17 protein-coding genes and 1 pseudogene are annotated in these 22,773 nt (G+C 59.4%); 6 read left to right on the top strand and 12 right to left on the bottom strand.

The genetic code is table 11. The annotated features are described in order from the left end of the window. The first annotated feature begins 288 nt into the window (after positions 1-288). Genes mfd through DJ564_RS10865 form a run of 3 tightly spaced genes read left to right on the top strand, consistent with a single transcriptional unit; the run spans position 289 to position 7,019 of the window. Complete coding sequence (mfd, locus tag DJ564_RS10875) at positions 289-3,738, top strand: transcription-repair coupling factor (RefSeq protein WP_109628992.1); 3,450 nt, start codon at positions 289-291, stop codon at positions 3,736-3,738. 10 nt (positions 3,739-3,748) lie between these two features. Continuing rightward, a complete protein-coding gene (locus DJ564_RS10870; RefSeq protein ID WP_109628990.1) occupies positions 3,749-4,315 on the top strand; it encodes a CsiV family protein in 567 nt (188 codons plus the stop codon). A gap of 10 nt (positions 4,316-4,325) precedes the next feature. Beyond that, the gene (locus DJ564_RS10865) at positions 4,326-7,019 is read left to right on the top strand and encodes a DEAD/DEAH box helicase (RefSeq protein WP_109628988.1); all 2,694 of its coding nucleotides are present in this window, start codon (positions 4,326-4,328) and stop codon (positions 7,017-7,019) included. Positions 7,020-7,141: 122 nt separating this feature from the next. Here the strand turns inward: DJ564_RS10865 and DJ564_RS10860 are convergent. The 4 genes and pseudogenes from DJ564_RS10860 to DJ564_RS10845 form a co-directional block, all read right to left on the bottom strand. Then, positions 7,142-7,459: pseudogene (locus DJ564_RS10860) on the bottom strand (helicase-related protein); the annotation flags it as partial. Positions 7,460-7,464: 5 nt separating this feature from the next. Continuing rightward, positions 7,465-8,202, bottom strand: a complete 738-nt coding sequence (locus DJ564_RS10855; protein WP_109628986.1) for an S-methyl-5'-thioinosine phosphorylase — start codon at positions 8,200-8,202, stop codon at positions 7,465-7,467. A 12-nt stretch (positions 8,203-8,214) separates the two neighbouring features. Further along, positions 8,215-9,213 carry a beta-N-acetylhexosaminidase gene (nagZ, locus tag DJ564_RS10850; protein ID WP_178082344.1) on the bottom strand — a complete coding sequence of 333 codons (999 nt, stop codon included), beginning with the start codon at positions 9,211-9,213 and terminating at the stop codon, positions 8,215-8,217. A gap of 170 nt (positions 9,214-9,383) precedes the next feature. Further along, a complete protein-coding gene (locus tag DJ564_RS10845) occupies positions 9,384-10,091 on the bottom strand; it encodes a TetR/AcrR family transcriptional regulator (RefSeq protein ID WP_109628982.1) in 708 nt (235 codons plus the stop codon). A gap of 229 nt (positions 10,092-10,320) precedes the next feature. Between DJ564_RS10845 and lexA the strand changes: the two genes are divergently transcribed. Together lexA and sulA are read left to right on the top strand one after the other, a co-directional pair. Continuing rightward, a complete protein-coding gene (gene lexA, locus DJ564_RS10840) occupies positions 10,321-10,929 on the top strand; it encodes a transcriptional repressor LexA (protein ID WP_046026989.1) in 609 nt (202 codons plus the stop codon). A gap of 10 nt (positions 10,930-10,939) precedes the next feature. Beyond that, positions 10,940-11,413 (top strand): SOS-induced cell division inhibitor SulA, encoded by a 474-nt coding sequence (sulA, locus tag DJ564_RS10835; RefSeq protein WP_109628980.1) that lies wholly within the window; start codon positions 10,940-10,942, stop codon positions 11,411-11,413. A gap of 93 nt (positions 11,414-11,506) precedes the next feature. Here the strand turns inward: sulA and DJ564_RS10830 are convergent, their stop codons facing one another. From DJ564_RS10830 to DJ564_RS10800, 7 genes are all read right to left on the bottom strand, one after another. Continuing rightward, the gene (locus DJ564_RS10830) at positions 11,507-11,740 is read right to left on the bottom strand and encodes a hypothetical protein (RefSeq protein WP_010456352.1); all 234 of its coding nucleotides are present in this window, start codon (positions 11,738-11,740) and stop codon (positions 11,507-11,509) included. Positions 11,741-11,846: 106 nt separating this feature from the next. Beyond that, a complete protein-coding gene (locus tag DJ564_RS10825) occupies positions 11,847-12,371 on the bottom strand; it encodes a DUF6586 family protein (RefSeq protein WP_109628978.1) in 525 nt (174 codons plus the stop codon). A gap of 142 nt (positions 12,372-12,513) precedes the next feature. Beyond that, a complete protein-coding gene (topA, locus tag DJ564_RS10820; protein WP_109628976.1) occupies positions 12,514-15,141 on the bottom strand; it encodes a type I DNA topoisomerase in 2,628 nt (875 codons plus the stop codon). A 114-nt stretch (positions 15,142-15,255) separates the two neighbouring features. Further along, a complete protein-coding gene (locus DJ564_RS10815; RefSeq protein ID WP_046047845.1) occupies positions 15,256-15,492 on the bottom strand; it encodes a DUF1653 domain-containing protein in 237 nt (78 codons plus the stop codon). Positions 15,493-15,592: 100 nt separating this feature from the next. Beyond that, positions 15,593-16,768, bottom strand: a complete 1,176-nt coding sequence (gene fadA, locus DJ564_RS10810; RefSeq protein WP_010456360.1) for an acetyl-CoA C-acyltransferase FadA — start codon at positions 16,766-16,768, stop codon at positions 15,593-15,595. Positions 16,769-16,800: 32 nt separating this feature from the next. Further along, positions 16,801-18,948, bottom strand: a complete 2,148-nt coding sequence (gene fadB / locus DJ564_RS10805) for a fatty acid oxidation complex subunit alpha FadB (RefSeq protein WP_109628975.1) — start codon at positions 18,946-18,948, stop codon at positions 16,801-16,803. Between the two features lie 539 nt (positions 18,949-19,487). Then, positions 19,488-19,925, bottom strand: a complete 438-nt coding sequence (locus DJ564_RS10800) for a hypothetical protein (RefSeq protein WP_109628973.1) — start codon at positions 19,923-19,925, stop codon at positions 19,488-19,490. A 104-nt stretch (positions 19,926-20,029) separates the two neighbouring features. On the opposite strand from DJ564_RS10800, the gene DJ564_RS10795 reads away from it, so the two are divergent. Then, a complete protein-coding gene (locus DJ564_RS10795; protein ID WP_008151425.1) occupies positions 20,030-20,467 on the top strand; it encodes a universal stress protein in 438 nt (145 codons plus the stop codon). A gap of 191 nt (positions 20,468-20,658) precedes the next feature. Here DJ564_RS10795 and DJ564_RS10785 read toward each other — a convergent pair whose 3' ends face one another. After that, positions 20,659-22,578: an ATP-binding cassette domain-containing protein gene (locus DJ564_RS10785; RefSeq protein WP_109628971.1), complete on the bottom strand. Its 1,920-nt coding sequence runs from the start codon at positions 22,576-22,578 to the stop codon at positions 20,659-20,661. Positions 22,579-22,773: the final 195 nt, after the last annotated feature.

Genomic DNA, 22,773 nt, shown 5'->3' with positions numbered 1-22,773 from the left:
GTAACAAATTCCTGTTCAAAAAAATTACGCACCGCTAAAGCCCAGTAAAACCGCGGCTTTCAGCGCAGTCAATTTTTTGGAGACACCGCTGTCTTATCCGTAACCCTCCGTAACACTCGGTCGTTTTGCCACTACATAATCATCAATTTTCAGCAAAAAACCGGCGAATTTTGTCTTTACCACTACATTTCGCCAAACCGGCGTAATAGACACATCTGCAACTGACAGGCGGCACCCGGGGCCGCTACAATTACCGACTTTGTCGCAACGCTTGGAGCTCAACCTTCCGTGCCCGTTCTGCGTCTACCGCTTCTCCCTGCCGCGGCAGGTAAACAGCACTGGGGCAACCTGCCCGGTGCCGCCCTGAGCCTGGCCATTGCCGAGGCCGCCAGCGCTGCCAAGCGCTTTACCCTGCTGCTGACTGCCGACAGCCAAAGTGCCGAACGGCTGGAACAGGAGCTGAGTTTCTTCGCCCCGGATTTGCCCGTACTGCATTTCCCGGACTGGGAAACCCTGCCCTACGATCTGTTTTCGCCACACCAGGACATCATTTCCCAGCGCATCGCAGCCTTGTACAGGTTGCCGGAGCTGAGTCATGGCGTATTGGTCGTGCCGATCACCACCGCGCTGCACCGCCTGGCGCCGACCAAGTTCCTGCTCGGCAGCAGCCTGGTGCTGGACGTTGGCCAGAAGCTCGACGTCGAGCAGATGCGCACCCGACTTGAAGCCAGCGGCTATCGCTACGTCGACACGGTGTACGAACACGGCGAATTCACCGTCCGCGGCTCGCTGATCGACCTGTTCCCGATGGGCAGCAAACTGCCCTTCCGTATCGACCTGTTCGACGACGAAATTGAGACGCTGCGTACCTTCGATCCGGAAAACCAGCGCTCCATCGATAAAGTCGACACCGTTCGCCTGTTGCCCGCGCGGGAATTCCCGCTGCAGAAAGACGCGGTCACCCGTTTCAAGGCGCGCTTCCGTGAGCGTTTCGATGTCGACTTCCGTCGCTGCCCGATCTTCCAGGATTTGAGCAGCGGGATCACGCCGGCCGGTATCGAGTACTACCTGCCGCTGTTCTTCGACGAAACCTCGACGCTGTTCGATTACCTGCCCCAGGACACCCAAGTGTTTTCCCTGCCGGGCATCGAGCAGGCGGCGGAAAACTTCTGGAACGATGTGCGCAACCGCTATGAAGAGCGCCGCGTCGATCCTTCCCGTCCTTTATTGCCACCGGCCGAGCTGTTCCTGCCGGTGGAAGACTGCTTTGCCCGCCTGAAGAACTGGCCGCGTGTGGTGGCCAGTCAACAGGACGTGGAAACCGGCGTCGGCCGCGAGCGTTTCCCGGCGCGCGAACTGCCGAACCTGGCCATCGAAGCCAAGGCTACCCAGCCATTGGCGGCGCTGGCCGGCTTCCTCGACGAGTTCCCCGGCCGCGTATTGTTCACCGCCGAGTCTGCGGGCCGCCGTGAAGTGCTGCTGGAATTGCTCGAACGCCTGAAGCTGCGACCGAAAACCGTCGACAGCTGGCCGGACTTTGTCGCGAGCAAGGAGCGCCTGGCGATCACCATCGCACCGCTCGACGAGGGCTTGGTGCTCGACAATCCGGCCCTGGCGCTGGTGGCCGAAAGCCCGTTGTTCGGTCAGCGCGTGATGCAGCGTCGCCGCCGCGAAAAACGCGCCGACGCCAACAATGACGCAGTGATCAAAAACCTTACCGAGCTGCGCGAAGGCGCGCCGGTCGTGCATATCGATCACGGTGTCGGTCGCTATCTGGGGCTCGCAACCCTGGAAATCGACGATCAAGCCGCCGAGTTCCTCACGCTGCAATATGCCGAAGGCGCCAAGCTTTACGTGCCGGTGGCTAACCTGCACCTGATTGCGCGTTACACCGGTAGCGATGACGCCTTGGCCCCGCTGCACCGCCTCGGCTCGGAAACCTGGCAGAAAGCCAAACGCAAAGCCGCCGAACAGGTGCGCGACGTCGCCGCCGAATTGCTCGACATCTATGCCCGTCGCGCCGCTCGCGAAGGTTATGCCTTCGAAGACCCGAAAGCCGATTACGCGACGTTCAGCGCCGGCTTCCCGTTCGAAGAGACACCAGACCAGCAAACCACCATCGATGCAGTGCGCGCCGACATGCTCGCACCGAAGCCGATGGATCGCCTGGTCTGCGGCGATGTGGGCTTCGGCAAGACCGAAGTGGCCATGCGCGCGGCGTTCATCGCGGTGCACGGCGGTCGTCAGGTGGCGATTCTGGTGCCGACCACCCTCCTCGCCCAACAGCATTACAACAGCTTCCGCGACCGCTTCGCCGACTGGCCGGTGAGCGTGGAAGTGATGAGCCGCTTCAAGTCGACCAAGGAAGTGAACGCCGCGGTTGCGGATCTGGCCGAAGGCAAAATCGACATCGTCATCGGCACACACAAGCTGCTGCAAGATGATGTGAAGATCAAAAACCTCGGGCTGGTGATCATCGACGAAGAGCACCGCTTTGGTGTTCGTCAGAAGGAACAACTCAAGGCCCTGCGCAGTGAAGTCGACATCCTCACGCTCACCGCCACGCCGATTCCGCGCACGCTGAACATGGCGGTGTCGGGCATGCGCGACCTGTCGATCATCGCCACGCCGCCGGCCCGTCGCCTGTCGGTGCGGACCTTCGTCATGGAGCAGAACAAAAGCACGGTCAAAGAGGCCCTGCTTCGTGAGTTGCTGCGTGGCGGTCAGGTCTACTACCTGCACAACGACGTGAAGACCATCGAGAAATGCGCCGCCGACCTCGCCGAACTGGTGCCGGAAGCGCGGATCGCCATTGGCCACGGGCAGATGCGCGAACGCGAACTCGAACAGGTGATGAGCGACTTCTACCACAAGCGCTTCAACGTACTGATCGCCTCGACCATCATCGAGACCGGCATCGACGTGCCGAGCGCCAACACCATCATCATCGAGCGTGCCGACAAATTCGGCCTGGCGCAGTTGCACCAATTGCGCGGCCGCGTCGGTCGCAGTCACCACCAGGCTTATGCTTATTTGCTGACGCCGCCGCGTCAGCAGATCACCCCGGACGCGGAAAAGCGTCTGGAAGCGATCGCGAACACCCAGGACCTCGGCGCGGGCTTCGTGCTCGCCACCAACGACCTGGAAATCCGTGGCGCCGGCGAATTGCTGGGCGACGGTCAGAGCGGGCAGATCCAGGCCGTCGGCTTCACCCTGTATATGGAAATGCTCGAGCGCGCGGTGAAGTCGATCCGCAAGGGCGAACAACCGAACCTCGATCAGCCGCTGGGCGGTGGTCCGGAAGTCAATTTGCGCGTCCCGGCGCTGATTCCGGAAGACTACTTGCCGGACGTGCACGCCCGTCTGATTCTCTACAAACGCATTGCCTCGGCCACCGATGAGGAAGGCCTCAAGGACCTGCAAGTGGAGATGATCGACCGTTTCGGCCTGCTGCCGGAGCCGACCAAGAACCTGATGCGCATCACGGCGTTGAAGTTGCAAGCCGAACTGCTGGGCATCAAGAAAGTCGACGGTGGCCCGCAAGGCGGCCGGATCGAGTTCGCGGCGCAGACGCCTGTCGACCCGCTGACCCTGATCAAACTGATCCAGGGCCAGCCCAAACGCTACAAATTCGAAGGTGCCACGATGTTTAAATTCATGGTCCCGATGGAAAGCCCGCAAGAGCGCTTTAATACTGTAGAGGCGCTGCTTGAGTGCCTCATTCCGAAAACTGCTTGAAGGACGCCGCATGCGCCTGTTTCGTTTACTGACTTTGCTGACCACCCTGGTCGCCCCAATGGCATTTGCCGATGACCTGTACCAGGTTGAAATGATCCTGGTTCGGCAAAACGCCGTGCCTGCCATTGTCAGCAAAGCCGCCCCGGAAGACTGGGCGGCCGGCGCCCAGCGCATCAGCCCCGACAGCTTTCGCACACCGAGCCTGAATCCCGAAGTGGAAAAGCTCACCGCCAGCAATGAGTACTCGGTGTTGCTGCACAAGGCGTGGCAGCAACCGCTCGGTGAAGAAGCCACTAAAGTCGCGATCAGCGAAGGCACCGAACAATTTGGCCAATTCCCGATCGAGGGCACGTTGAGCTTGAAACTGGGGCGGTTCACCGACGTCGACGCCGACTTCTGGGTCAACCAGATCGACGCCAACGGCATGGTCACCGCCAGCGAACGCCTGAAGCAGGAAAGCCACACCAAGAACGGCCAGCTGAATTTCCTCGACAACGGCCACCTTGGCCTGCTGATCAAGATCACTTCGCTGACCGCCCCGGCACCTCGGCCAGTCCCCGATGAAATTCCGGACTGATTGAGTCCTTATGTCAGCGACCCTGAGCAAACCCCTGGCACCTTCATGGGTCAGCCGATTCAAGGAACAGAGCCTGGAGCGTGGCCGTCGCTACGCACTGGAAAACCGCGTCAGGATCGTCGAGGCCGGCGACGCCACGATCATCGCCGCTTGCGAGGGCTCTGGCGGTAACGTTTACCGTCAGACCATCCGCCTGCGCGAGTCAGCCAAAGCGACCTTGCTGATGGTCGACGCCACGTGCACGTGCCCGGTTCACGTCAACTGCAAACATTGCGCGGCCGTGCTGCTGAAGGTGCAAGAAACCCTGGCCTACCCCGCCGCCGCACAAGACGCCGAACTGCTGGAAAAACTTCAGGCCGTGCTGGAAAACCGCAGTCCGAAGGCGCCGCCCCAAGTGCTTGTGGATAACGTGCAACCGGTGCCGCGCCTGTGGCTGGCGAGCATCGAATTCAGCGCCTTCGAACCGCGCAACGGCAAGATGCAGCGCTACATCCAGCACCGTGCGGCGCTGTCTTTCAGTTATCTCGATGAATACGTTTCCGGGCAGAAGAACGCCGACGTCCTGATTCGTCAGGAAACCCAGACGCTGCGGATAAAACGCCACCCGGAAGTCGAACAGACCTACAGGGAACAGCTGCGAATCCTCGGTTTCAAAGTCGCTACCCGCCAAAGCAAAGCCTTGCCGGAAAGTGCCGGCGAACTCTATGAGATGGTCAACGACAGCGCCTGGCTGACCTTCACCCTCAACGAACTGCCAAAGCTGCGCACTCAAGGCTGGGAGCTGCAGATCGACGAAGATTTCGGCTTCGACCTGACCGCGGTGGACGACTGGTATGCCACCGTCGAACAGGCGCCGGAGCGCGACTGGTTTGATCTGGAGCTGGGGATCATCGTCAACGGCGAGCGCCTGAGCTTGCTGCCGATCCTGCTGAACCTGATGCGCTCCCACACCGAAATCCTCAATCCGGAACGCCTCGCCCGGCGGCGTGACGACGAACTGATTCTGGTGAACATCCCCAACCGCCCGAATTCCGAGTACGGCCCCTTGCAGGTCGCCCTGCCCTTCGGCCGGTTGAAACCGGTGCTGGCGACCCTTGGCGAGTTCTACCTGCAAGAGCCCGGCGAAACCACGCTGCGCCTGAGCAAGGCCGACGCGACACGCCTGAACCCGTTGGAAGGCATGCCGCTGCTTTGGGAAGGTGGCGAGCAGATCCGCACGTTTGCCCAGCGCCTGCGGGACATCAAGGATTACACCGCGACGGCCCCCGAAGGTTTGAACGCAACCTTGCGCCCGTATCAGCTGGAAGGCCTGAGCTGGATGCAATCGTTGCGGCAACTGGAAGTCGGCGGCATTCTCGCGGACGACATGGGTCTGGGTAAAACCCTACAGACCCTGGCGCATATTCTCAGCGAGAAAATCGCCGGGCGCCTCGACCGGCCGTGCATGGTGGTGATGCCCACCAGCCTGATCCCGAACTGGCTCGACGAAGCGGCGCACTTTACGCCGCAACTCAACGTGCTGGCGCTGTACGGCGCCAGTCGCAAAAAGCATTTCGACCATCTGGCCGATTACGACCTGATCCTCACCACCTATGCGCTGCTGCCCAAGGACGTCGAACGTCTGGCCGCTCAGCCTCTGCACGTGCTGGTGCTGGATGAAGCGCAATACATCAAGAACCCCAACAGCAAGGCTGCCCAGGCGGCCCGCGAGTTGAATGCGCGTCAGCGTCTGTGCCTGAGTGGTACGCCGCTGGAAAACCACTTGGGCGAACTGTGGTCGCTGTTTCACTTCCTGTTGCCCGGCTGGCTCGGCGACGTCAAAAGCTTCAACCGCGATTACCGCGTGCCGATTGAAAAGCGCGCCAGTGAAGTCAGACTTCAGCACCTCAATGGTCGGATCAAACCGTTCCTGTTGCGCAGAACCAAGGAACAGGTCGCGACGGAGTTGCCACCCAAGACCGAAATCATCCATTGGGTCGAACTCAACGAAGCCCAACGCGATGTGTATGAAACCATGCGCCTGGCGATGGACAAGAAAGTCCGCGACGAGATCACCCGCAAAGGCGTGGCGCGCAGCCAGATCATCATTCTTGAAGCGCTGCTGAAGCTGCGCCAGGTGTGCTGCGATTTACGCCTGGTCAACGATGCCGCACTGCCGACGCGCGGCAGCACCTCGGGCAAGCTCGATAGCCTGATGGAAATGCTGGATGAGTTGTTTGAGGAAGGTCGGCGGATTTTGCTGTTTTCACAGTTCACCTCGATGCTGGCGCTGATCGAAGTTGAACTGAAGAAGCGCGGTGTTGAATACGCGTTGCTCACGGGTCAGACCCGGGACCGACGGGCGCCGGTGAAAGACTTCCAGAGCGGCAAGCGTCAGATTTTTCTGATCAGCCTGAAGGCCGGCGGCGTCGGTTTGAACCTGACCGAGGCGGACACGGTGATCCACTACGATCCGTGGTGGAACCCGGCCACGGAAAATCAGGCGACTGACCGGGCGTACCGCATCGGCCAGGAGAAACCGGTGTTCGTCTACAAGATGATTGCCCGCGGCACCGTGGAAGAGAAGATTCAGCATCTACAGAAGGAAAAATCCGATCTGGCGGCGGGCGTGCTGGACGGGCGCAAGACCGGGGACTGGAAGTTGCAGAGCGATGATATTGAAGCGTTGTTTGCGCCGTTGCCGGATAAGCTGGAGAAGCGCTGAAATCTGCGGCGCCTGGTAGATCGCCTTCGCGGGCAAGCCCGCTCCCACAGGTTCAGCGATCATCCTGTGGGAGCGTGGCTTGCCCGCGATAGCGTCAACTCGGTTTCATTTAAGATCGGAAATCAGGACTTGAGATTTGGCAGCGGTGCAAACAGCGCCTCGATATCACTCTGCTCAAGCTTCCACCCGCCAGTCGTCCCGCCTTCAAGCACCGCCCCAGCCAATGCCGCCTTCTACAGCTGCAGTGCCTGTATTTTTTCTTCTACGGTGCCACGAGCTATCAGCTTGTAGACGAACACCGGTTTGTTTTGCCCAATCCTGTAGGCCCGGTCAGTCGCCTGGTTTTCCACCGCCGGATTCCACCAGGGATCGAAATGGATGACCGTATCCGCAGCAGTCAGGTTCAGACCTGTGCCGCCAGCCTTCAAACTGATCAGAAACCAACCTAGCCTTTTAACACCCGCGCCAACGTCGACTTAACCTTGCCCATCCCGTCATGCAACGCCTGCTCGATCTCGGCCATGGTGATCACCGCCGCGGACTTGCCCGCCGCAGGGTTCACCACCAGTGCCAGACACGCATACTCCAGTTCCAGCTCACGGGCCAACGCCGCTTCCGGCATGCCTGTCATGCCGACGATGTCGCAACCGTCACGCTCCAGCTTCGCGATTTCAGCGACGGTTTCCAGGCGTGGGCCCTGGGTGCAGGCGTAGACGCCTTGGCTGCTGTAATCGACGCCTTCAGCCGCCAGCGCCGCAATCAATTGCTGACGCAACGTCTCGCTGTAGGGATAGCTGAAGTCAATGTGGGTGACGTGTTCCAGGTTATCGGCGAAATAGGTATGTTCACGACCGCTGGTGTAGTCGATCAGTTGATGCGGCACGCAAAAATGTCCGGTGCCCATGGCCGCATGGATTCCGCCCACGGCGTTAACCGCGAGAATGGCTTCGGCGCCGGCCTGTTTCAGCGCCCAGAGGTTGGCGCGGTAGTTCACTTGATGCGGCGGAAAACGGTGCGGGTGACCGTGACGCGCGAGGAACAACACTTCCTTGCCGGCGTATTCACCGATCTGCACGTCGGCCGAAGGCGCGCCATAGGGCGTATCCACCGCCAGTGACTGACGAATGTTCAGGCCTTCGAGCTGAGTCAGGCCGGTGCCACCGATAATCGCGTAAACCGTCATAACGAAAAGTCCTTATTCAATCAGTTGAGCTTCTTTGAGCGCGCCGATGGCAGTCAGCCAGCGCGGGTTCTGACGGTATTCAGTGTTGGCGTACGACTGGCCACGCATCCGCGCGATGCGCTCGGACGGCGTGACTTTCAAGCGCTGGGCGGCACTCAACGCCAGCTCCGCCGCAGCGCGGTCATTGCATACCAGGCCCATGTCGCAACCGGCAGTCAGCGCGGCTTCGATACGGCTGGCGGCATCGCCAACCACGTGGGCACCGGCCATGGACAGGTCGTCGCTGAAGATCACGCCATCGAATTGCAGCTCGCCGCGCAGGATGTCCTGCAACCAGCGGCGTGAGAAGCCTGCGGGCTGGGAATCGACTTGTGGATAAATAACGTGGGCCGGCATGATGGCGGCCAATTGCTTGCTCAACTTGGCGAACGGCACCAGGTCTTTGGCGCGAATTTCGTCGAGGCTGCGCTCGTCGTTCGGGATCGCGACGTGGGAATCCGCCTCGGCCCAGCCGTGACCGGGGAAATGCTTGCCGGTGGCGGCCATGCCGGCGCTGTTCATGCCGCGGATGAATGCACCCGCGAGCAAGGCTGCGCGCTCCGGATCACCCTCGAACGAGCGAGTGCCGACGACGGCGCTGCGCTGGTAATCCAGGTCCAGCACCGGGGCGAAGCTCAGGTCGAGCCCAACGGCCAGCACTTCGGTGGCCATGATCCAGCCGCACTGCTCGGCCAGGTACTCGGCGTTCGGGTTGTCGGCAATGGCGCGCATGGCCGGCAGCCGGACGAAGCCTTGGCGCAGACGCTGAACGCGACCACCTTCCTGATCCACCGCCAGCAGCAGGTCGGGACGAATGGCGCGGATTGCAGCGCTGAGCTCGCGCACCTGGCGCGGGCTTTCGATGTTGCGGGCGAAAATGATCAGGCCGCCCACTTCGGGCTGACGCAACAATTGGCGATCTTCGGCCGTCAGCCAGGTACCGGCGACGTCCACCATCAACGAGCCTTGCAGGCCAGCAGTCATAGAGATTCCTTGAGAACGAAAAACCCGGCTCGCACGCGTTCGCCGCCTTGGGCTGTGCCCGGCAGGTCGGCGATATCAATGGGGAGCGGGTTCAGAACGAGAGTCGGCATGGGCGGCTAGCTTAGCGGATGTCAGCCGCCGCGCCCACCCGTGCTCGGTTAAACCTTGGCGGCAGCCGGGGTCGACTTGCTGCGCGGACGCAGTTGCGCAGTGGCCATGGCCGCATCGGTGACGCCGGTTTCGGCGCGCATGCCTGCAGCCAGGAACGGCACCATCAGGCGCATCACTTGCTCAATGGATGTGTTGACGCCGAAATCGGTCTCGGCAATCGCTCGCAACGCCTTGATCCCCGACATGCTGAACGCCGCAGCGCCGAGCATGAAGTGCACGCGCCAGAACAGCTCGATCGGTGGAATGCGCGGCGCAGCTTCGTTTACCAGCATCATGTAGCGGCGGAACACCTTGCCGTACATGTCTTCCAGATAACGACGCAGGTGACCCTGGCTCTGACTGAACGCCAGTCCCAGCAAGCGCATGAAGATAGACAGGTCGTTGCCGCTGCGAGGCTGCACGACGAGGGCTTGCTCAACGAGAATCTCGAGCAACTCTTCGAGTGTCGGCTTGTTGTCAGGCTTGGACTGACGCCGTTCCAGCTCTTTATCAAGACTCAGGCAAAACGGCCCGAGAAAGCGCGAGAAGACCGCCTGGATCAGCGCCTTCTTCGAACCGAAATGATAGTTGACCGCCGCCAGATTGACTCCGGCCTTGCTGGTGATCAGACGCAACGAGGTTTCGGCGAAACCTTTTTCCGCGAACAACTGCTCGGCAGCATCGAGAATGCGTTCAACGGTTTCCGACTGGGCCATGGCTACTCCGCCTGACAAACACTTGTTTGAAACATACGTTTCAGCCTGTGCATTGTCAAGCCTGCCGGTTCGTTTTGGGAATGGTCGGTCAGCTATTTAACCATACAACGGCGAGGCTTTAATCAGCAGGCTGATTGACCGTCCAGCGGCCGGCCAAAAAAGGGGCATTGCCAAGACCGTTTCACTGTATATAATCCCAGTCACTGTATAAAAAGACAGAGCGATCAATATGCTAAAGCTGACGCCACGCCAAGCAGAGATTCTGGCCTTCATCAAACGCTGCCTAGAAGACAACGGCTACCCGCCAACCCGTGCGGAAATCGCTCAGGAACTGGGTTTCAAATCGCCCAACGCGGCGGAAGAACACCTCAAGGCGCTTGCCCGCAAAGGTGCGATCGAGATGACCCCGGGCGCTTCCCGTGGTATTCGCATTCCGGGCTTCGAAGCCAAGGCCGATGATTCTACTCTGCCGATCATTGGCCGAGTCGCTGCCGGTGCGCCGATTCTGGCCCAGCAGCACATCGAAGAGTCCTGCAACATCAACCCTGCCTTCTTCCATCCGCGCGCTGATTATCTGCTGCGCGTTCATGGCATGAGCATGAAGGACGTCGGTATTTTTGACGGCGACCTGTTGGCCGTCCACACCACCCGGGAAGCCCGCAATGGCCAGATCGTCGTGGCACGGATCGGTGACGAAGTGACCGTCAAGCGCTTCAAGCGCGACGGCAGCAAGGTCTGGTTGATTGCCGAAAACCCTGAATTTGCCCCAATCGAAGTCAACCTGAAAGATCAGGAACTGGTGATCGAAGGCTTGAGTGTCGGCGTCATTCGCCGCTAAAGGAGGCTTTATGCAGTTCCCACACACATCACAGCAAGCCCAACTGCCGTTGTTCGAGGCATTCATGGTGCAACCGTTGGCGCCAATCCTGAAAGACGTGGTCGAGACGCCCTGGAGCGCCGAACCCGAAGTTTTCAGCGAGCTTTCACTGCGTGGTGCGGCCGGGAACTGCCTGAACCTTTTGGCGCCGATCCTTCGGGAACTGAGCCAGGATCAGGACGCGCGATGGCTGACACTGATCGCCCCGCCCGCCAGCCTGACCCAGGCGTGGCTGCGGGACGCCGGTCTCAACCGCGAACGCATCCTGCTGCTGCAACCTCGCGGCACTCAGAGCGCCCAGCAGCTGACCTGCGAAGCCTTGCGCCTGGGCCGCAGCCACACCGTTGTCAGCTGGCTCAACCCCTTGAGCACAAATTCACGGCAACAGTTGATCAGCGCGGCCCGTACCGGGGATGCGCAGAGCCTGAATATTCGATTGGGTTAACCTGTAAACAAAGCGCGCAATCAATTGCGCGGGGCTTCTCAAAGGATAGAGAAGCCGGTCCGAAGCCGTATCAGCAGAAAGCGACGAATGGGATCAGTGGAGAACCCGCGAACTCTCATCCGTATTGAATTCGCCTTCAACCAGACGCCCTGCCATCTGAACACCGACGCTCAACATCGCCTTGGCGACTTCGACGTGCTGGCCCTGCAGGAAAGCCTTGGCATCCTCGGAGAAATCCAAAGTGACCAGAGAACCCTCGTCCTCAGCCCTGCGCAGCTCGATTCGGCCGTCTGGTAACTCGACAATTTCTAGAAAGGACGTTGGCATAAAGGTCTGTTCTCCACGAAAGGCGGGGATTATATAGGCATCGGCCAGGCTTCGCTCGGTAACTTGACCAGCAGCGCTTTTAATCGCACCGCCGGCACTCAGTCGATCAGCACTCGTTCAAGCCTTCGCGAAAACGGATCGCCAACCCTTTCAGGTTCTGGCGCCAGCTCTCCAGCTCTTCGCGACTCAACTCCTCTGGCGCCTCTTCTTCATCCAGGTTAACGGCCAGGATGAGCGGCTGAGTGACGTCACCCTTGGGCTTGTGTGGAGCACGAGGCGGCTGGAACATCGCCGCGTGAGCCGCCAGCAGCTTGGCCAGCCAGGTTTCCGGATTCTGGGCCAGCTCGACCATCTCAGCCATCTCGGGAATGGCGATGGCTTCCAGCACTTCCCGAGTCAGCAGCATCTCCACCCGAGGCGCATTGGCCTGCGGCAAGCGATAGAAGCCGGCAATTTCATGGCACAGCCCCAGCAACGCGCCGTACAAGTGAAACAACGCCGACTCACGCCCGGCCTGAATCAGCGCCAGGGAATTCATCGTCCGCCCCTCTTCGGCTCTGGCAAGCGCTTCGAGCGACAGGCCGGCGAAATAAATCTTTTGATTAGTACGGGTATAGAGTTCGTGGGCCATGACGGCAGCCTCCACAACGAAAAAATTGCTTCACGCAGATCAGACAGTGTCGTGGATCAGCCGAGCTGACCGCAAGCACAAAACAAAAAGGCCGCATGAAAACCCGTGGGTTGTCATGCGGCCTTTTGTGTACAGCCTGTTTTTACGCTTTGGCTGCCGGACGCTTGTCTTCAACCGTCCATTTGCCGCCGTCGTAGTAAGCCTTCCAGCCGGTCGGCTTGCCGTCGACTTCTGTCTGCACGTACTGCTCTTTGGTCTTGCGGCTGTAACGGATCACAGCAGGCAGGCCGTCCGGATCTTTTTTCGGCGCTTCACAGAGGAAGTGGTACTTCGGATCGATCTCATCCTTGTGCGGCACAATTTCCATGACCAGCGGAGCACGCGTCTCGCGGTTTTTCGGAAACTGGCTGGCCGCCAGGAACAGACCGGAAGCACCGTCGCGCAGGATGTAGGTGTCATTGACCTTTTCGCATTTCAGCTCAGGCATCTTCACCGGGTCCATCTTCGGCGGCGCCGCGTCACCGCTTTTCAGCAGTTTGCGGGTGTTCTTGCACGTCGGATTGGTGCACCCGAAGAACTTGCCGAATCGGCCGGTCTTGAGCTGCATCTCGCTGCCACACTTGTCGCATTCCAGGCTCGGACCTTCGTAGCCTTTGATGCGATAGGTGCCCTCTTCGATTTCGTAGCCTGAGCAATCCGGGTTGTTACCGCAGATGTGCAGCTTGCGCTTCTCATCCAGCAGGTAAGCGTCCATTGCCGTGCTGCAGATCGGGCAGCGGTGCTTGCCACGCAGCACCAGGGATTCCGATTCACCCTCGTCGTCCGCAGCGATTTCATCGCCCGGCACCAGGTTGACGGTGGCCTTGCAGCGTTCTTTCGGCGGCAGGCTGTAACCCGAGCAACCGAGGAACACGCCAGTCGATGCGGTACGAATCTGCATCGGACGACCGCACAACACGCACGGAATGTCAGTCATGACCGGTTGGTTGGCGCGCATGCCACCTTCGGCACTTTCGGCTACTTCGAGTTTTTTCTTGAAGTCGCCGTAGAACTCGTCGAGCACGTTTTTCCAGTCGCGTTCGCCCTGGGCCACGTCATCGAGGTTCTCTTCCATGCCGGCGGTGAAGCCGTAGTCCATAAGATTCGAGAAGCTCTCGGCCAGACGTTCGGTGACGATGTCGCCCATCTTTTCCGAGTAGAAACGACGGTTGTGCAGCGCGACGTAGCCGCGGTCCTGGATGGTCGAAATGATCGCCGCGTAGGTCGAAGGACGACCGATGCCACGTTTTTCCATTTCTTTTACCAGGCTCGCTTCCGAATAACGCGCCGGTGGCTTGGTGAAGTGCTGGGTCGGATCAAGCTTGATCAGCTTCATCGCGTCGCCCTGGGCCATGTCCGGCAGCACGTCGTCATCACCAGGCTTGGCGATTTGTGGCATGACGCGGGTGTAGCCGTCGAATTTCAGGATGCGGCCCTTGGCGCGCAGCTCGAAATCGCCGGCACCGACGGTGACCGTGGTCGACAGGTATTGGGCCGGCAGCATCTGGCAAGCGAGGAACTGGCGCCAGATCAGCTCGTAGAGCCGCTCTGCATCACGCTCCATGCCCGACAGCTTGCTTGGCTCGGTGTTGGCGTCAGACGGACGAATTGCTTCGTGAGCCTCTTGTGCGCCTTCCTTGCTGCTGTAGACGTTCGGGTTTTCCGGCAGGTACTTCTTGCCGAACTCGCCTTCAATATATGTGCGCGCCATCGTCACGGCATCGGCCGAGAGGTTGGTGGAGTCGGTACGCATATACGTGATGTAGCCGGCTTCGTACAAACGCTGGGCCATCATCATGGTTTTCTTCACGCCGAAGCCCAGGCGGTTACTCGCGGCCTGTTGCAGGGTGGAGGTGATGAACGGTGCCGACGGCTTGCTGCTGGTCGGTTTGTCTTCGCGCTTGACGATGCTGTAGCTGGAAGCCTTGAGCTTCTCCAGCGCGGCCATGGCCTGGGCTTCGTTGAGCGGCTTGAAGGCCTCGCCTTTTTCCCGAGCCACGTCAAAGCGCACGGTTGCGCCCTTGGTGGTACCGAGGTCAGCGTGGACTTCCCAGTATTCTTCCGGGTTGAACGCGCGGATTTCACGCTCACGCTCAACGACCAGTTTTACCGCAACCGACTGCACGCGACCGGCGGACAGGCCACGGGCGACCTTGGCCCAAAGCAGCGGCGAAACCATGTAACCCACCACGCGGTCGAGAAAACGACGTGCCTGTTGGGCGTTGACACGGTCAATGTCCAGCTCGCCCGGTTTGGAGAAGGCTTCCTGAATCGCTTTCTTGGTGATTTCGTTGAACACCACGCGCTTGTAGCGGCTGTCATCACCACCGATGGCTTCGCGCAGGTGCCAGGCAATGGCTTCCCCCTCGCGATCCAAGTCGGTTGCGAGATAGATGGTGTCAGCATCTTTGGCGAGCCGGCGCAGCTCTTCGATGACCTTTTCCTTGCCCGGGAGGATCTCGTACTTGGCTTTCCAGCCATGATCGGGATCGACACCCATGCGCGAGACCAGCTGCTTGCGCGCCTTCTCTTTCGGCGTGAGCACCGGACCTTCACCCGCGGCGGCCTTGCCGCGCTTGGCGGCTGGCTCTTTGCTGGCGCTAGCCGAACCGCTGGTGGGCAGGTCTCGGATATGGCCGATACTCGACTTCACCACGTATTGGTTACCCAGATACTTGTTGATGGTCTTGGCCTTAGCCGGGGATTCCACAATGACCAGCGATTTGCCCATGGATCAGAAAATTCCTGAATTCTAGAAGTGAAAGGCGGTTGGCGCCTGACGCGGCACCGCTATATATAGTGGCTACAAGGTGAGGTCAAGCGCAGGGTCCTGCGCGCACTCAGCTTATGGCTTCGAAAAAAGGCTCGGTTCGGCTTGCACCAAAGCAAAGCGTGGCACCTGTTCGCCGTCAACCTCGACCGACTCCAGGAACATGCTCAAGGGACGCACCCAAAAGCCGTAATCGCCATACAGGGCTTGGTAGAAGACCACTTCTTCTTCGGTTTCCGAATGCCGCGCGATGCTGAATACGCGGTACTGCGGACCTTTGTAATGCTGGTAGAGCCCAGGTTGTATCGGCATGGTTTGGCCCTCACTCAAATCTTTTAAAAATAAAAACAAAAAATAAATTCAGAAAAACAAAAACCGGGGCACTTGGCCCCGGCTTCCATCAACGAAACGCTTAAACGCGTTCGAAGACGGTGGAGATGCCTTGGCCGAGACCAATGCACATGGTGGCTACCCCGAAGGTGCCGCCATTCTGCTTCATCACGTTCAACAGGGTGCCGGAGATACGCGCACCGGAGCAACCGAACGGGTGACCCAGGGCGATCGCGCCGCCGTGCAGGTTAACCTTCTCGTTCATCTTGTCGAGCACTTTCAGATCTTTCAGCACTGGCAGGGCCTGTGCAGCGAAAGCTTCGTTGAGCTCGAAGAAGTCGATATCGTTAATGCCAAGGCCCGCACGCTTCAGTGCTTTTTGAGTGGCCGGTACTGGACCATAGCCCATGATTGCCGGATCCACACCTGCCACTGCCATCGAGCGGATAACCGCCAGCGGCTGGATGCCCAGGTCCTGAGCACGCTGCGCCGACATCACGATCATGCACGAAGCACCATCAGTGATCTGCGACGAAGTACCGGCCGTCACGGTGCCGCCCTTCGGATTAAACGCTGGCTTCAAAGCGGCCAGGCTTTCCAGAGTGGTTTCCGGACGAATGGTTTCGTCGTAGTCAAACAGTTTCAGGAAACCGTTCTCGTCGTAGCCCTGCATCGGGATGATTTCGTCTTTGAACTTGCCTTCCAGGGTCGCCTTGTGAGCGAGCTGGTGGGAGCGCACGCCGAAAGCGTCCTGTTGTTCGCGAGTGATGCCGTGCATTTTGCCCAGCATTTCCGCGGTCAGGCCCATCATGCCCGAAGCTTTCGCCGCGTACAGCGACATGTGCGGGTTCGGATCGACACCGTGCATCATGCTCACGTGGCCCATGTGCTCGACGCCGCCAACCACGAACACGTCACCGTTGCCGGTCATGATTGCTTGCGCGGCAGTGTGCAGCGCACTCATCGACGAACCACACAGACGGCTGACGGTCTGGCCGGCCGCAGTGTGCGGGATCTGCGTCATCAGGGACGCCATGCGGGCGATGTTCCAGCCCTGCTCCAGGGTCTGGTTTACGCAGCCCCAGATGACGTCTTCGACTTCATTCGGGTCGACCTTGACGTTGCGCTCCAGCAATTTGCTGATCAGGTGCGCCGACATGTCTTCGGCGCGGGTGTTGCGGTGCATGCCGCCCTTGGAGCGGCCCATCGGAGTACGACCGAAGTCGACAATCACGACGTCTCTTGGATTCAAGCTCATAAAATTTCACTCTCGCTCAAGTGTTGGGACGCTTAACCGAAGAACCGTTGGCCGGTTTTGGCCATTTCACGCAGTTTTGCGGTCGGGTGGTACAGCGCGCCCAAATCAGCGTACTGATCAGCCAGGGCAACGAACTCGGCAACACCGATCGAATCGATGTAGCGCAGCGCACCGCCACGGAATGGAGGGAAACCAATACCGTAGACCAGACCCATGTCGGCTTCGGCGGCGGTTTCGACAATGCCGTCTTCCAGGCAACGCACGGTTTCCAGGCACAGCGGGATCATCATCCAGTTGATGATGTCTTCGTCGGTGACTTCGCGCTGCTCGTGAATGATCGGCTTGAGCACTTCCAGCACCGACGGATCGGCCACTTTCTTCTGCTTGCCTTTCTTGTCGGTCTCGTAGGCATAGAAACCCTTGCCATTCTTCTGGCCCAGGCGCTTGGCTTCGTAGAGCACGTCGATAGCCGAACGGCGATCGTCTTTCATGCGGTCCGGGAAGCCTTCAGCCATCACGTCACGACCGTGGTGGCCGGTGTCGATGCCGACCACGTCCATCAGGTATGCCGGGCCCATTGGCCAGCCGAATTTTTCCATGACCTTGTCGATACGGACGAAGTCCACACCAGCGCTGACCAGTTTGGCGAAACCGCCGAAGTACGGGAACAGGACGCGGTTGACCAGGAAGCCCGGGCAGTCATTGACGACGATCGGGTTCTTGCCCATTTTCTTGGCGTAGGCAACGGTAGTGGCAACGGCCAGCTCGCTGGACTTCTCGCCACGAATCACTTCAACCAGCGGCATCATGTGCACCGGGTTGAAGAAGTGCATGCCGACGAAGTTTTCCGGACGCTTGAGGGCTTTGGCCAGCAAGGTGATGGAAATGGTCGAGGTGTTGGACGCGAGGATGGTGTCCTCTTTGACCTTGTCTTCGACTTCGGCCAGAACGGCTTGCTTGAGCTTCGGGTTCTCGACGACCGCTTCGACAACCAGATCCACGTGACCGAAATCTCCGTAGGACAGGGTCGGACGAATGCCGTTAAGCACTTCGGCCATTTTCGCCGGGGTCATGCGACCTTTATCAACGCGGCCGACCAGCAGCTTGGCGGCTTCCGCCAGGCCTTGCTCGATACCGTGCTCGTTGATGTCCTTCATCAGGATCGGCGTACCTTTGGAGGCCGACTGATAAGCGATACCGCCACCCATGATGCCAGCGCCCAATACAGCGGCCTGCTTCACGTCCTTGGCGATTTCGTCGTAGGCCTTGGCCTTTTTCTTCAGTTCCTGATCGTTCAGGAACAGACCGATCAAGCTCTGCGCGGCAGAGGTCTTGGCCAGTTTTACGAAACCGGCGGCTTCGATTTCCAGCGCCTTGTCACGACCGAAGTTCGCGGCTTTCTGGATGGTCTTGATCGCTTCGACCGGTGCCGGGTAGTTCGGGCCGGCTTGACCTGCCACGAAACCTTTGGCGGTTTCGAAGGCCATCATTTGCTCGATGGCGTTCAGTTTCAGCTTTTCCAGCTTCGGCTGACGCTTGGCCTTGTAGTCAAACTCACCGGAGATGGCGCGCTTGATCAGCTCCAGGGCCGCTTCCTGCAATTTCTCAGGGGCAACCACTGCATCGACGGCGCCGACTTTCAGCGCGTCTTCAGGGCGGTTTTCCTTGCCGGCGGCAATCCACTCGATGGCGTTGTCGGCACCGATCAGGCGCGGCAGACGCACGGTACCGCCGAAGCCCGGGTAGATGCCCAGTTTGACTTCCGGCAGACCGATCTTGGCCTTGGTGGACATGACGCGGAAGTCCGCCGCCAGGCACATTTCCAGACCGCCACCCAGCGCGATGCCGTTGATCGCGGCGACAGTCGGGACGTTGAGGTCTTCGAAATCGCTGAAAATCTTGTTGGCTTCGAGGTTGCCAGCGACAAGCTCTACATCAGGCAGCTTGAAGTTCTCGACAAATTCGGTGATGTCGGCGCCGACGATGAAGACGTCCTTGCCACTGCTGACGATCACACCCTTGATCGAAGCATCTGCCTTGATGGTGTCTACGGCCTGACGCAGTTCGTTCAGGGTTAGACGGTTGAACTTGTTGACGGACTCACCCTTGAGGTCGAATTTCAATTCGACGATGCCACTTTCAAGAGCCTTAACCGTGATGGCTTTACCTTCGTAAATCATCAACTGATCTCCACGATATGGAAGCTGAACAGTACACGTCGGACGCAGGCAAATGGCTTGGCAGGGACGCTTAACGTCAATGCTACGCCCATCTACCCGGCACACCCGCCAACGCGATAGTCGGGATTCTGTAGGAGCGATGTTAAATACAAACGCTCAATTCATACGCCCGTTTGATTTGGGTACGCCACCTTCACGGAATTTCCAGCAATTGTCAATCGCCCAAAATGCGGGTTGAAACGCGACTTTGCAGTCATTTCCGTAAGACGAAGGTTTACAACACGCAGGTGCATGTGAGGCCATTCATAGGATCAATAGTTAGAAAAGTCGCCCTAATTCGCTGCAGCCTTTGTTTAACAAGCTACGCTGGCGGGACCTTGAGAAAAAATTTGAACACTTTTAGCGAACGCCAAGCGTAAGATCGGCGGCACAAAGAATTACCGGCCTGCCTGGCCAACCCCAGCCCGATGATGATGTCGGGCTTTTTATTGCCTGTCTGTCAGAGATTTCGCGCCATTGCAGCGCGAAATGTCTGCGAATCATGCCAGCGCTTTCAGCACCGCATCGATGTCCTGCAAAACCGTCGCCTCGCCCTTCTCGCCCCAATACAGGGTGATCATCTGTTTGTCCGCCTCGACCTTGTAGACATTGGCTGGCAATTTTTCGAAATGATTGAGTAGCACTCGATCTTCACAGACCTCCTGCCACTGGTTCACCCACACGCCCGGCGACTTTTGCCAGTAACTCCAGCACGCCGGCTGATTGCCACGACGCGGCCGATGGTACTGGGCGCAAGGGCTTGGCGGCTCCTGGCTCAGCCAGTGCGGCCACTCCTGGGGCGCAAGTTGCATGGCCAGGCCGATACGCCGCGCCTCCATGCGCAGGGCCATGCGCCCGCTCTGTCCACGGGACGGTCGCAACCATGCCAGCGGACTCAGGACCACCAGCAGGATTGACACCACTATCCAGACCGTCATATCTGTACTCCCGATTCTTGATGGGCGCTTTGAGTCACTTTGGAACCATTGCGCTTGAAACCAGCCATACTTACCAATATTGCAATCCTCAGGAGGAGCACCTCATGCCCTACAACCACATTCTGGTCGCTGTAGATCTAACCGAAGAGTGCGACCCTGTAATCCACCGTGCTCGCGAGCTCTCAGTGAGCAATGGCGCAAAATTGTCCCTGGTCCACATCGTCGAACCGATGGCCATGGCCTTTGGTGGTGACGTACCCATGGACCTGTCACAACTGCAACAACAGCAGTTCGACCAGGCCAAGGAACGCCTGGACCGACTGATCGTCAAGTATCCGGAACTCTCCAAAGAATACAGCCACCTGACCTACGGCCAGCCCCGCCAGGAAATTCACCACCTTGCCAAGGAGCAGACCTGCGACCTGATCGTGGTGGGCAGCCACGGCCGACATGGCCTGGCATTGCTGCTGGGTTCGACGGCCAATGACGTGCTGCACGGTGCGCCGTGTGATGTGCTGGCGGTGCGCCTGATCAAAAGCTGACAACACACAACCATGTGGGAGCGGGCTTGCTCGCGAAGGCGGACATTCAGTCGACATCAATGCTGAATGTAAGCTCCTCTTCGCGAGCAAGCCCGCTCCCACATGAGATCTATAGCAACGTGCAGATCGCATTCCATACGAAAAGCCCGGCGCTCATCACTGAACGCCGGGCTTTTTTATTACAGGATCAATCAGGCATCCAGCTCGGCCCAACGCTCGACCATTACGTCGAGCTCAGCCTGCAACTGCTCTAGCTGAGCGATCACCGCAGCGGTCTCTGCCGCAGGACGCTGATAGAAACCCGCATCGGCCATTTGGGCCTCGACGGCAGCGATCTGCTGTTCCATGGCTTCGATCTGAGCTGGCAACATTTCCAGCTCACGTTGCAACTTGTAGCTGAGCTTTTTCTTCGCCACTGGCGCTTCAACGGCTGCCGCAACCGGTGCCGCTTCCGCCGTCACGACCGCCGAGGTCAGGTCGGCCTTGCCGGATTTGCTCTCGGTCACGCCCAGCAGGCGCGGCGAACCGCCCTGACGCAGCCAGTCCTGGTAACCACCGACGTATTCACGAACCTTGCCTTCACCTTCGAAGACCAGGGTGCTGGTGACCACGTTGTCGAGGAATGCCCGGTCGTGGCTGACCATCAGCACGGTGCCGTTGAAGGTCAGCAAGACCTCTTCCAGCAGCTCGAGGGTTTCAACGTCGAGGTCGTTGGTCGGTTCGTCGAGGACCAGCAGGTTCGCCGGTTTGCTGAACAGTTTCGCCAGCAACAGACGCGCACGCTCACCACCCGACAGCGCCTTCACCGGCGTACGGGCACGCTGCGGGCTGAACAGGAAGTCGCCGAGGTAGCTCAGCACGTGGCGGCTCTGACCATCGATATCGATAAAGTCACGACCTTCGGCCACGTTGTCGATCACAGTCTTTTCCAGGTCCAGCTGATGGCGCAACTGGTCGAAGTAGGCCACGTCGATGCGCGTCCCTTCTTCCACTGTGCCGCTGGTTGGCTGCAGACCGCTGAGCATCAGCTTGAGCAGTGTGGTCTTGCCGGTACCGTTGGCGCCCAGCAGACCGATACGGTCGCCGCGCGTCAGGACCATCGAGAAATCCTTGATCAGGAACGGGCCGCCCGGGTGAGCAAAGCTCACGTTCTCGAGTACCATCACCTGCTTGCCGGACTTGTCAGCGGTGTCCAACTGAATGTTGGCCTTGCCGGTGCGTTCGCGACGCTCGCTACGCTCAACGCGCAAAGCCTTCAATGCGCGAACGCGGCCTTCGTTACGGGTGCGACGGGCCTTGATGCCCTGGCGGATCCAGACTTCTTCCTGAGCCAGCTTTTTATCGAACAACGCATTGGCGGTTTCTTCAGCCGCCAGGGAGGCTTCCTTGTGCACCAGGAAGCTGGCGTAGTCGCCGTTCCAGTCGATCAAGCCACCGCGATCCAGTTCCAGAATGCGGGTCGCGAGGTTCTGCAGGAATGAACGGTCGTGCGTGATGAACAACACGGCGCCCTGGAAATCCTTCAGCGCTTCTTCGAGCCAGGCGATTGCACCGATGTCCAAGTGGTTGGTCGGTTCGTCGAGCAGCAGCAGGTCCGGTTCAGAAACCAGGGCCTGGGCCAGCAGGACGCGACGACGCCAACCACCGGACAGCTCGGCGAGGGTCTTGTCGGCCGGCAACTGCAGACGGCTCAAGGTGCTGTCCACCAGTTGCTGCAAACGCCAGCCGTCTCGGGCTTCGAGGTCGTGCTGGACGTGCATCAGTTTGTCCAGGTCGGCGTCGGTGACGATGTTCTGGCTCAGGTGGTGGTACTGCGCGAGCAGCTCACCGACACCGTCCAGGCCTTCCGCCACTACGTCGAACACGGTCCGCTCGTCGGCTACCGGCAATTCTTGCGGCAATTCGCCAATCTTGAGGCCGGGGGCACGCCAAACGGAGCCCTCATCGGGCTTCTGGTCGCCCTTGACGAGCTTCATCATGCTGGACTTGCCAGTGCCGTTGCGGCCGATGATGCACACCCGCTCACCACGGGCGATCTGCCAGGACACCTTGTCCAACAACGGCATAGCGCCGAAAGCAAGGGACACATCGCTGAATTTGAGCAGGGTCATGAGCTTCTCCAAAAACCGGGCGCGCATTCTACCTGACTTGAGGCTTCAGAAGGCCGGCAATTTCAATGTCGAAGCACTCTGCATGACAATTGTTGCGAACTTGTGCCGAGAGGCCGGCAAAGCTTTCGCCCGTTGCTGGCAAAAGGCTAAGCTACAGATAATTCAGTGCAGGTTATGCCTGCACTTGTCGTGATT

This window comes from Pseudomonas sp. 31-12 (assembly GCF_003151075.1).
Taxonomy (GTDB): Bacteria; Pseudomonadota; Gammaproteobacteria; order Pseudomonadales; family Pseudomonadaceae; genus Aquipseudomonas.
This window is presented reverse-complemented; position numbering and strand designations above follow the sequence as displayed.

Bases quoted from the DNA above. Each gene is read 5' to 3' on its own strand.
- DJ564_RS10825 (WP_109628978.1), bottom strand. From the start codon at position 12,371: ATGGCCCACGAACTCTATACCCGTACTAATCAAAAGATTTATTTCGCC.
- DJ564_RS10815 (WP_046047845.1), bottom strand. From the start codon at position 15,492: ATGCCGATACAACCTGGGCTCTACCAGCATTACAAAGGTCCGCAGTAC.
- DJ564_RS10865 (WP_109628988.1), top strand. From the start codon at position 4,326: ATGTCAGCGACCCTGAGCAAACCCCTGGCACCTTCATGGGTCAGCCGA.
- DJ564_RS10870 (WP_109628990.1), top strand. From the start codon at position 3,749: ATGCGCCTGTTTCGTTTACTGACTTTGCTGACCACCCTGGTCGCCCCA.
- fadA (WP_010456360.1), bottom strand. From the start codon at position 16,768: ATGAGCTTGAATCCAAGAGACGTCGTGATTGTCGACTTCGGTCGTACT.
- lexA (WP_046026989.1), top strand. From the start codon at position 10,321: ATGCTAAAGCTGACGCCACGCCAAGCAGAGATTCTGGCCTTCATCAAA.
- fadB (WP_109628975.1), bottom strand. From the start codon at position 18,948: ATGATTTACGAAGGTAAAGCCATCACGGTTAAGGCTCTTGAAAGTGGC.
- DJ564_RS10800 (WP_109628973.1), bottom strand. From the start codon at position 19,925: ATGACGGTCTGGATAGTGGTGTCAATCCTGCTGGTGGTCCTGAGTCCG.
- DJ564_RS10855 (WP_109628986.1), bottom strand. From the start codon at position 8,202: ATGACGGTTTACGCGATTATCGGTGGCACCGGCCTGACTCAGCTCGAA.
- sulA (WP_109628980.1), top strand. From the start codon at position 10,940: ATGCAGTTCCCACACACATCACAGCAAGCCCAACTGCCGTTGTTCGAG.
- DJ564_RS10785 (WP_109628971.1), bottom strand. From the start codon at position 22,578: ATGACCCTGCTCAAATTCAGCGATGTGTCCCTTGCTTTCGGCGCTATG.
- topA (WP_109628976.1), bottom strand. From the start codon at position 15,141: ATGGGCAAATCGCTGGTCATTGTGGAATCCCCGGCTAAGGCCAAGACC.
- DJ564_RS10845 (WP_109628982.1), bottom strand. From the start codon at position 10,091: ATGGCCCAGTCGGAAACCGTTGAACGCATTCTCGATGCTGCCGAGCAG.
- DJ564_RS10830 (WP_010456352.1), bottom strand. From the start codon at position 11,740: ATGCCAACGTCCTTTCTAGAAATTGTCGAGTTACCAGACGGCCGAATC.
- DJ564_RS10795 (WP_008151425.1), top strand. From the start codon at position 20,030: ATGCCCTACAACCACATTCTGGTCGCTGTAGATCTAACCGAAGAGTGC.